Here is a 9730-nt window from a genome sequence, read left to right on the forward strand (position 1 = left end):
CAGATCCTTGATGAAGGCCGTGTGAATGCGACGAACGCTCCTTGCCGCTCTGCTTGCCGCCGCCGCGGCGTTTGGTCTCTATTGGTGGCTCACCGCACCCGCAGCGTTCGCGCTTCCGGCGGCGTCCCGCGAGCCCGATCTCGTCAACGGACAGGAGGTCTTTCACGCCGGCGGCTGCGCGTCATGTCATGCCGTGCCGAACCAGGGCGATCGTTTGCGGCTCGGCGGCGGCCTGCCGATCAAATCTCCGTTCGGCACCTTCTACGCCCCGAACATTTCCCCCGATACCGCCGATGGAATTGGAGGCTGGAGCGAGGCCGATTTCGTCAATGCGGTGATGAACGGCGTCTCGCCGCAAGGTGCGCATTATTTTCCGGCGTTTCCCTACACGTCCTATCATCGCGCCAAGATCGATGATTTGCGCGATCTGTTCGCCTATCTGAAGACCCTGCCGGCCGTCTCGGGCAGGGTGCGCGATCACGACCTGCCGTTTCCGTTCAACATCCGCCGCACTGTCGGCATCTGGAAATTGCTGTTCATGGACGACAGGCCGTTCGTGGCGGATGCCGCGCGATCCGCGCAATGGAATCGCGGCGCCTATCTCGTGAACGGCTTTGGGCACTGCGCGGAATGCCACAGCCCGCGCAACCTCCTCGGCGGCCTCATCACGGCGCAGCGTTTTGCCGGCGGCCCCAACCCGGAAGGCGAAGGCTGGGTGCCCAACATCACGCAAAAGGGGATCGGGGGATGGAGCGAGAAGGACATCGCCGATTTCCTCGAGACCGGCGACATGCCCGAGGGCGACAGCGCCTCCGGCGCAATGCGGCCGGTGATCAAGAACCTCGCGCAGCTCACAGATGAGGATCGCGCCGCGATGGCGGCTTACCTGAAATCGCTGCCGCCGGTCGAAGGGCCGAAGCCGCCGCCGCGGAAGCAGACGGGTGGCTAAAGCGCGATGGCTTTAGGTTGAATCGCGCTTTAGCTACCCCCGAACGCCTTGAAGGTGATGATGGTGAGGGTGTCCTGGATGCCTGGCAGCACCTGCACCTTCTCGTTGATGAAGTGGCCGATGTCGGTGTCCTTGTCGACGTAGAACTTCACCAGCAAATCGTAGTTGCCGGCCGTGGAGTAGATCTCCGAGGCGATCTCGGCTTCGGCGAGCGCGTTGGCGACCGTGTAGGACTGGCCGAGCTTGCATTTGATCTGGACGAAGAAAGGGACCATCGCGGTTGCTCCGAAGACTTGATTTGGCGGCTAATAGGCCAAAATCGGCGCGCTTTAGCAAGCGAAGTCATCGCACTGCACAACAGCCCCGCACATAATCTCGACATCCCCAATCCCGGTTTGCGGGGGCATTGAGGCCCCCGGAGCGGAACCCCATATTTCTGGCAGGGAGTTCTGGCTGTGCAGACGGTAAAGGCGGCGCTCGTTGTGGCGATGGCAGTCGTCGCTCTGGTTGTCTCCCTCCTTCCCAGCCTAGCGGAGGAGAGGGGCCCTCTTGCACTGAACGTTGCGATCGATGGAGCGATCGGACCAGCGTCGGCCAGCTACGTGAAGGAGGCTCTGGCCAGGGCAGGCGAACGACGCGCCGACATGGTCATACTGCGTCTGAATACGCCGGGCGGTCTCAACACCAGCATGCGCGAGATCATTGCAGATGTGCTCGCTTCGCCCGTTCCTGTCATCGGTTACGTCGCTCCCTCTGGAGCGCACGCGGCGAGCGCCGGCACCTATATTCTCTACGCGACCCACATTTCGGTCATGGCGCCGGGCACCAATATCGGTGCCGCGACGCCGGTACAGATTGGCGGTCCGATCCCGGGTCTGCCGAGCGGTACCCCTGACAAGGAGCGCAAGGACAAGAAGGATGGCGACAGCCAGCCCGAGCCGAAGGACGCGATGACGGCAAAGGCGACGAACGATGCCGTCGCCTTCATCCGCAGCCTCGCCGAACTGCGTGGCCGCAATGCGGACTGGGCCGAAAAAGCGGTCCGCGAGGCCGCCACCCTCTCGGCCAATGGCGCGTTGCAGGCAGGTGTCATCGACCTCATCGCACGCGACCAGGCGGACCTGCTCGGGCAGCTCGACGGCCGTGTGGTGGAAGTTGCGGGTGGCAAGACGCAACGACTGGCGACAAAGGATGCCGTGGTCGAGACGCTCGATCCCGGATGGGTCTCGCGATTCCTCGCCGTGATCACCGATCCCAACGTCGCGTTCATTCTCCTGATGGTTGGCGTTTACGGGTTGATCTTCGAATTCATGTCCCCCGGCGCGGTCGCCCCGGGAGTCGTCGGCACGATCTGCCTCCTGCTGGGTCTCTACGCCCTCAACTTGCTGCCGATCAACTATGCCGGCCTTGCCCTGATGCTGGTTGGGATCGTGCTTCTCGCCATCGAGGCTTTCAACCCGACCGTCGTGATCGGCCTCGGAGGGCTCGTCGCCTTTGTGCTGGGTGCGCTTATGCTGTTCAGGGTCGAAGCACCCGGCTACCGGCTGTCATGGTCGGTCGTTGCCATCGTCGCGGCGACACTCGTCGGCTTTGTTCTCGTCGTGTTCGGCGCGCTTCTGCGCGCTCGCGGCGGTCCCGTCAGGGTCGGCGCGCAAGCCATGCGAGGCCTGTCTGCCGAGGTCCTCGATTGGTCCGAGAATGAAGGTCACGTCTTCGCGCATGGGGAGCGCTGGCAAGCGCGCGGCGCCGAAGCGTTCGAGCCGGGCGAGGAGGTCGAAGTCGCCAACATCATCGATCTGACGCTAGTGGTGCGGCGTGCACCCGCACGGACCGACGGAGGTACTTCATGACGCTTGATTATTTGACCTATGCAGCGATTGTGCTGCTCGTCATCATATTTCTGACCCAGGCGATTCGCATCCTGCGGGAATATGAGCGCGGCGTCGTCTTCACGCTCGGCCGCTTCACCGCAGTGAAGGGCCCGGGCCTGATCCTCCTGATCCCCGTCGTGCAGCAACTCGTGAAGGTCGATCTCAGGGTGATGGTGCAGGTCGTCCCGCCTCAGGACGTGATCTCGCGCGACAACGTCTCGGTCAAGGTCAACGCCGTTCTCTATTTTCGTATCGTCGATGCCGAGCGCGCCATCATCAAGGTCGGCGACTACATGGCCGCGACGAGCCAGCTCGCGCAAACCACGTTGCGCTCGGTGCTTGGCAAGCATGAACTCGACGAGATGCTCGCAGAACGAGACAGGTTGAACGCCGACATCCAGGAGATCCTCGACAAGCAGACCGACGTCTGGGGCATCAAGGTCACCTCGATCGAGATCAAGGACGTCGACCTCAACGAAACCATGGTGCGCGCGATCGCGAAGCAGGCCGAGGCGGAACGGCTGCGGCGCGCCAAGGTGATCAACGCGGTGGGCGAGCAGCAGGCCGCCGAAAAGCTGGTCGAGGCCGGAAGGATCCTCGCGCAGGAGCCGCAGGCGATGCAGTTGCGCTACTTCGCCGCGCTGCATGACATCGCGGGCGAGCGGTCCTCGACCGTGGTCTTTCCGCTCCCGATGAATCTGCTCGACCATCTTAGCCCGCGGAGCTAGCCACGGATGCCGCCAAAGCCTCCCTGAGCCGCTTTGCCAGCTCGGCCGTCCGATAAGGCTTGGTCAGAACGATCGATTGCGCGTGCGCGCGTCCCTGATCGACCAGGGTCTCCAGAGGGTAGCCGGAGGAGAACACCACGGGCAGGCCCGGGCGGATCTGGCGGGCCTGGTCGCCGAGATCCCAGCCGCTCATGCCTCCGGGCATGATGATATCGGTGAACAGCAGGTCGATGTCCGCATTGGTGCGCAGCAGGTGCAGGGCCTCGCTGCCGTTGACGGCGGCGATCACGCGATAGCCGAGCGCTTCGACCCGGAGGATGACGGAGCAGCGAACGAACGGATCGTCCTCCGCGATCAGGACCGTCTCATGGCCCCGGGGCACCGCGTGCTCGCTGTCGGGGACGGTGCCAAGCGAATGCTCGGCGGCTGCATTCGGCAGATAGATCCGCACCGTCGTCCCCAATCCGCGCTCGCTGTAGATGGAGACGTGGCCGTTGGATTGTTTGGCAAAGCCATAGACCATGCTCAGGCCGAGGCCAGAGCCCTTGCCGACCTCCTTGGTCGTGAAGAACGGCTCGAAGGCATGCTCGATGACCTCGGCGGTCATGCCTTCGCCGTCGTCGGTGACGGAGATCAGGGCGTAGCTGCCGGAGACGACCTCCGGATGCAGGGTGCGGTAGTGGTCGTCGATCGACGAGATCTCCGCGCTGAGCGTCAGATGACCGCCGCCCGGCATCGCGTCCTGCGCATTGAGGGCGAGGTTGAGCACCGCGGATTCGAGCTGGGCCCGGTCCGCATAGGCCAGGATGGTGCCGGGACCGAAGACGGTCTTGATCTCGATGTTCTCGCGCAAGGTGCGCTTGAACAGCTTGTGCATGGAATCGAGCAACTGCCGGCAATCGATCGCTTGCGGCTGCAGAAACTGCCGGCGGCTGAACGCAAGCAGTCGCTGGGTCAGCTCCGCGCCGCGCTCGCCGGACTGGCAGATATCCTCGGCGAACCGCCCCAGGTCGGGCCGGGCCTTGAGCTGCTCGCTCAGGTGCTCGGCATTGCCGACGATGACGGTGAGCAGATTGTTGAAGTCGTGGGCGATGCCTCCGGAGAGCTGGCCGACGGCCTCCATCTTCTGCGCCTGCTGAAGCTGCTGCTCGGTTAACTTGCGCGCGGTCAGGTCGTGAACGATGCCGACGAAGATCGGTTCGCCGTCCTGGAGCGCGCCGCCCACGGACAGATCCACCGGGAATGTCGATCCGTCCTTGCGAACGCCGCGGCCCTCGCCGCCATCGCGGATGTAATGTTCATGCGCAGCGCCCTGGTCGGCGGGCATCAGGAGCTTGACGTTTTGGTTGAGGACTTCGTCGGCGCGATAGCCGAACAGGCGCTCGCAGGCCGGGTTGAACAGCAGGATGCGATCGTGCGCATCGAGCAGCATGACGCCGTCGACGGCGGTCTCGACCACGGCGCTGAGCCGCGTCACGCTCTCGCGCAGCGCGCGCTGCGCTTCGCTGACCTGCCGCAGCAGCATGGACGTGTCGCGGTTCTTGGTCTCCTCCTCGGCGAGCGCGGCCTGGACCTGGCGGAGCTCGAACGGGGAGGGGATCGTCAGGATCTTCGGCAGCAGCGGCCAGAGCGCGCCGGCCGTGAAGATGGAGGCCGCCGCCGTCAGCGCCTTGACCAGCCCCTCGATGCCATAGACCGGCACCCACAGCGTATAGATCGACAGGATGTGGGTCAGCCCGCAGGCCATGATGAAGATCGCAAACGCCCAATAGACCCAACCGAATTTGAGATCGCGCCGCTTGGTGACCAGGATCGCCAGCGCGAAGGGGATCGAGAAATAGGCTGCGGCGATCAGTGCGTCCGACACCACATGAAGCCAGATCAGCTCAGGCTCCCACAACAGGCAGATCCCGTGTGGGGAGAGCATCGAGGAATCGAGCAGACGTTGGAGGAAGGCCCACATGATTGATCCTCACAGGCGTGCAGGCCGGCGAAGCGGCCAGCCCCGCGGTCCCGCGGGCAGCGGTTCCGCATGCGTTCAACGTCTCATTCATCGATGCGTGGGCCAAGTGCCAACCCAATTTTTTGCGCCGTGCGCACGGTTGGGGGACGACAAACCTGCGCCAAGCGGCCGTACGCAGGTGATTCGCGGCTCGCGCTTGCCGCCCACCGGTACTCGCGCTAGGACGGGCGATCACCCCCGTTCATCCCAAGCGAGTATCCGGCGATGACGACACCGATAGCACTCACCATCGCGGGCTCCGATTCAAGCGGCGGCGCGGGCATCCAGGCCGACCTCAAGACGTTTGCCGCGCTCGGCGTCTACGGGGCTTCCGCGATCACGGCGCTGACCGCGCAGAACACGCGCGGCGTCACCGGCATTCACGCGGTGCCGGCCGCATTCGTCACCGCGCAGATCGATGCCGTGTTCGCCGATCTCGCGGTCGGCGCGGTCAAGATCGGCATGGTGGCGCAGCCCGACAGCATCGACGCGATCGCCGCGGGCCTAAAGCGCTGGTCGCCGCGGCACATCGTGCTCGATCCCGTGATGGTCGCGACCTCCGGCGACCGGCTGCTCGCCGCTGAGGCGGTCGAGGCTTTGCGCACAAAACTCATTCCGCTCTCCTCGGTGATCACGCCGAACCTGCCGGAGGCGGCGGCGCTGCTCGACACGCCGATTGCAACCAGTGAGGCCGAGATCGAGGGCCAGGGGCGGCGCCTGCTCGGCTTCGGCTGCCGCGCGGTGCTGATCAAGGGCGGCCACGGGCAGGGCGCTGAGAGCATCGACTATCTCGTCAGTGCTGACGGCACGATCGCGCTGTCGGCGCCACGCATTGACACCAGGAACACCCACGGCACCGGTTGCTCGCTGTCATCGGCGGTCGCAGCAGGCCTTGCCAAGGGCGAGGACCTCGAGCAGGCCGTGCGCAACGCCAAGAGCTGGATCAGCGCAGCGATTGCCGAGGCCGACCGCTTTGCCGTCGGCCACGGCCACGGCCCGGTCCATCATTTCCATAAATTCTACTGAGCGCGGCGGCCGCATTCGCGCGGCCATCGCCTCACCCGATGTCGCCAGATTGTCGCACGCGGCTGGTATCCGCTGACTGCGCGGGGCGAAGCATGATTCGTATTGGTAAGCGCCTCGCGGGTTCGAAAATCGTCATCCCCCTGTCACGGGACATTGTTACAGGCTGATGTATGGGAAGTTACGATATGAGTGACGAGAGTCCCGAACGGCGCTTTCGGACCTTGTTCATCTCCGACGTTCATCTCGGAGCCCGCGGGTCGCAAGCCGATCTCCTCCTCGACTTCCTGCGCTACCACGATGCCGACACCATCTATCTCGTCGGCGACATCGTCGATGGCTGGGCGCTGAAATCGGGCTGGTGCTGGCCGCAGTCGCACAACGATCTGGTGCAGAAGCTTTTGCGGAAAGCGCGCAAGGGCGCCAAGATCATCTACATCCCCGGCAATCACGACGAATTCCTGCGCAACTATTACGGCACGCATTTCGGCGGCATCGACGTGGTCGAGAACATCGTCCACACCGGTGCGGACGGCCGGCGATATCTCGTGATCCACGGCGACATTTTCGACCTCGTGGTGCAGAACGCGCGCTGGCTCGCCCATCTCGGCGACAAGGCTTACGACTTCGCGATCCAGATGAACCGCTTCGTCAACTTCTTCCGGCGGTTGTTCGGCGTGCCCTATTGGTCGCTGTCGCAATGGGCGAAGCTGAAGGTGAAGAACGCCGTCAATTATATCGGCGCGTTCGAGCAGGCGCTCGCCGCCGAAGCGCGGCGTCACGAGGCCGGCGGCGTGATCTGCGGCCACATCCACTACGCCGTGATCCGCGACGAGGGCGACATCCGCTACATGAATTGCGGTGACTGGGTGGAGAGCTGCACGGCGCTGGTCGAGCACGACGACGGCCATTTCGAGATCATCACCTGGGCCGATCAGTTGCAGAAGACGGCGCCCGTCGTAGCGGTGCCAGCGCGGGCGGCGTGAATGCGGATCCTGGTCGCGACCGACGCATGGCATCCCCAGGTCAACGGGGTGGTTCGGACGCTGACCAAGCTGGCTGACGCGGCGACATCGCTCGACGTCGAGTTCTCGTTCCTGACGCCGCAATCGTTCCGCACCTTTGCGATGCCGAGCTATCGCGACGTGCGCCTGGCGATGCCGCGACCGGCGCGGATCGCGCGGCTGATCGAAGAGGCCCGCCCGGACAGCATTCATATCGCGACCGAAGGGCCGATCGGGTTGATGGTGCGCCGCTACTGCCTGCAACGCGGGCTGCCGTTCACGACGAGCTTTCACACGCGCTTTCCCGAATATGTCCGGGCAAGGGTGCCGGTTCCGGAGTCCTTGATCTGGCGGGCGCTGCGCCGCTTCCATGGGGTGAGCCGCGCCGTGATGGCGGCGACGCCAGCGCTGGCGCGCGAACTCGGCGAGCGGGGATTTGGCAACGTGGTGCTGTGGCCGCGCGGCGTCGACACAAACCTGTTCCATCCTCGCGCCATCGACCTCTGCCTGCCGGCGCCCGTGTTCCTCTGCGTCGGCCGCGTCGCGGTGGAGAAGAACCTGGACGCCTTCCTCGGCCTCGATCTGCCCGGCACCAAACTGATCGTCGGCGACGGCCCGGCGCGGGCCTCGCTCGAGCAGGCCTATCCCGATGCCATTTTCCTCGGCGAGCGGCATGGCGAAGCGCTGGCTGAAATCTATGCAGCCGCCGACGTGTTCGTGTTCCCGAGCCGAACCGACACTTTTGGCCTGGTGCTGCTCGAAGCATTGGCGAGCGGTCTGCCGGTCGCGGCCTTCCCGGTGAAAGGGCCCCGGGACGTGCTCGGCGAGGCGCCGGTGGGTGTGCTGGACGAGGATCTGCGCGGCGCCTGTCTCGCCGCGCTCGACATTTCCCGGCAGGCCTGCGTTGAATTCGCCGCCAACCACACCTGGGAGGCGTCGGCGCGCGCCTTCGTCAACAGCATTTCTGCTGCCGGAGCGGTGCTGCCCCGTGCGGCGGAACAGCCGCGATTCGTGGCCTGATATCCAGGGCCGTCACGCGGGGGTGTCTTTCCAGCCGTCACCGGCCGCGATACTAATTGCGCATGACGGAACCTGCTCTCCCGGTCGGCCCCGCCGACATCGATGCCGCAGCGCGCGTGATCGCGCCCTTCGCCATCCGCACGCCGCTGTTGTCATTCCCCGTGCTCGACGAGCGCGTCGGCGCAAAAGTGTTCTTGAAGCCGGAGATGTTGCAGCGGACCGGCTCCTTCAAATTCCGCGGCGCCTTCAACAAGGTGGCCTCGATCCCGCAGGACAAGCGCGCGGGCGGTGTGGTCGCGTTCTCCTCCGGCAACCACGCGCAAGGCGTGGCTGCGGCGGCAAAGCTGCTCGACATGCAGGCGACCATCGTGATGCCGTCGGATGCGCCGCTCACCAAGCGCGAGCGCACAAAGTCCTATGGCGCGGAGGTCGTGCTCTACGATCGCGACCGCGATGACCGCGAGGCGATCTCGCGCGGCATCGCCGAGAAGCGCGGTGCAACGCTGGTCAGGCCTTATGACGATCCATTCGTGATCGCCGGGCAGGGCACCGCAGGGCGCGAGATCGCGGAGGACATGGCCGCGCGCGGCATTGCACCCGACATCGTGGTGGCGCCGGCTTCCGGCGGCGGCCTGATCGCGGGTGTCGCGACCGCGGTGAAGGCGCGCTATCCGCTGGCCCAGCTTGTCGTGGCCGAGCCCGAAGCCTTCGATGATCACACCCTTTCGCTCGCCGTTGGCCATCGCGAGCCGCACGCGCCGGCCGGCCGCACCATCTGCGATGCACTGATGGCGCTGATCCCGGGCGAGATGACGTTTGCCATCAACAGCAAGCTCTTGTCGCGCGGCGTGACGGCGTCCGACAAGGAGGTCGGCGCCGCCGTGGCGTTTGCCTATCGCGAGCTGAAGCTGGTGGTCGAGCCCGGCGGCGCCGTCGGCCTAGCCGCGCTGCTCGCCGGCCGTCTCGACGTCGCCGGCAAGAACGTCGTCATCGTGCTCTCCGGCGGCAATGTCGATGCCGATTTGTTTGCGGAGCTCGTGGCCTAGAAGCTGGCCCTGTCCAGCGGATTGATTGGTAACAAAACGGACCGGATGGATTGGTAACAATCGTTCACGGTTCCTTCCTCTGCGTTG

9 protein-coding genes are annotated in these 9730 nt (G+C 65.0%); 7 read left to right on the forward strand and 2 right to left on the reverse strand.

Going from position 1 to position 9730, the window contains the following annotated elements:
* Positions 1–25: 25 nt before the first annotated feature.
* A complete protein-coding gene (locus JQ632_RS04195; RefSeq protein WP_212401006.1) occupies positions 26–949 on the forward strand; it encodes a cytochrome c in 924 nt (307 codons plus the stop codon).
* A 29-nt stretch (positions 950–978) separates the two neighbouring features.
* On the opposite strand, the gene JQ632_RS04200 is transcribed toward JQ632_RS04195, so the two are convergent.
* On the reverse strand, positions 979–1224 hold the full coding sequence (locus tag JQ632_RS04200; RefSeq protein WP_212401007.1) for an Lrp/AsnC ligand binding domain-containing protein: 246 nt from the start codon (positions 1222–1224) through the stop codon (positions 979–981).
* Between the two features lie 180 nt (positions 1225–1404).
* Between JQ632_RS04200 and JQ632_RS04205 the strand changes: the two genes are divergently transcribed.
* Entirely contained in the window at positions 1405–2799 is a 1395-nt protein-coding gene (locus tag JQ632_RS04205; RefSeq protein WP_212401008.1) for a nodulation protein NfeD, read from the forward strand.
* A complete protein-coding gene (locus JQ632_RS04210; RefSeq protein ID WP_212401009.1) occupies positions 2796–3548 on the forward strand; it encodes a slipin family protein in 753 nt (250 codons plus the stop codon). The genes JQ632_RS04205 and JQ632_RS04210 overlap by 4 nt, the downstream gene beginning before the upstream one ends.
* On the opposite strand, the gene JQ632_RS04215 is transcribed toward JQ632_RS04210, so the two are convergent.
* Positions 3532–5511: a PAS domain-containing sensor histidine kinase gene (locus JQ632_RS04215; protein WP_212401010.1), complete on the reverse strand. Its 1980-nt coding sequence runs from the start codon at positions 5509–5511 to the stop codon at positions 3532–3534. The genes JQ632_RS04210 and JQ632_RS04215 overlap by 17 nt on opposite strands.
* A 264-nt stretch (positions 5512–5775) precedes the next feature.
* On the opposite strand from JQ632_RS04215, the gene thiD reads away from it, so the two are divergent.
* From thiD to JQ632_RS04235, 4 genes are all read left to right on the forward strand, one after another.
* Complete coding sequence (gene thiD / locus JQ632_RS04220; RefSeq protein ID WP_212401011.1) at positions 5776–6576, forward strand: bifunctional hydroxymethylpyrimidine kinase/phosphomethylpyrimidine kinase; 801 nt, start codon at positions 5776–5778, stop codon at positions 6574–6576.
* A gap of 170 nt (positions 6577–6746) precedes the next feature.
* Positions 6747–7559, forward strand: a complete 813-nt coding sequence (locus JQ632_RS04225) for a UDP-2,3-diacylglucosamine diphosphatase (RefSeq protein WP_212401012.1) — start codon at positions 6747–6749, stop codon at positions 7557–7559.
* Positions 7560–8597, forward strand: coding sequence for a glycosyltransferase family 1 protein (locus JQ632_RS04230; protein WP_212401013.1), 1038 nt, complete (start codon positions 7560–7562; stop codon positions 8595–8597).
* A gap of 62 nt (positions 8598–8659) precedes the next feature.
* Positions 8660–9643 (forward strand): threonine/serine dehydratase, encoded by a 984-nt coding sequence (locus JQ632_RS04235; RefSeq protein WP_212401014.1) that lies wholly within the window; start codon positions 8660–8662, stop codon positions 9641–9643.
* Positions 9644–9730: the final 87 nt, after the last annotated feature.

It is taken from the genome of Bradyrhizobium liaoningense (genome assembly GCF_018130955.1).
GTDB lineage: Bacteria > Pseudomonadota > Alphaproteobacteria > Rhizobiales > Xanthobacteraceae > Bradyrhizobium > Bradyrhizobium liaoningense_C.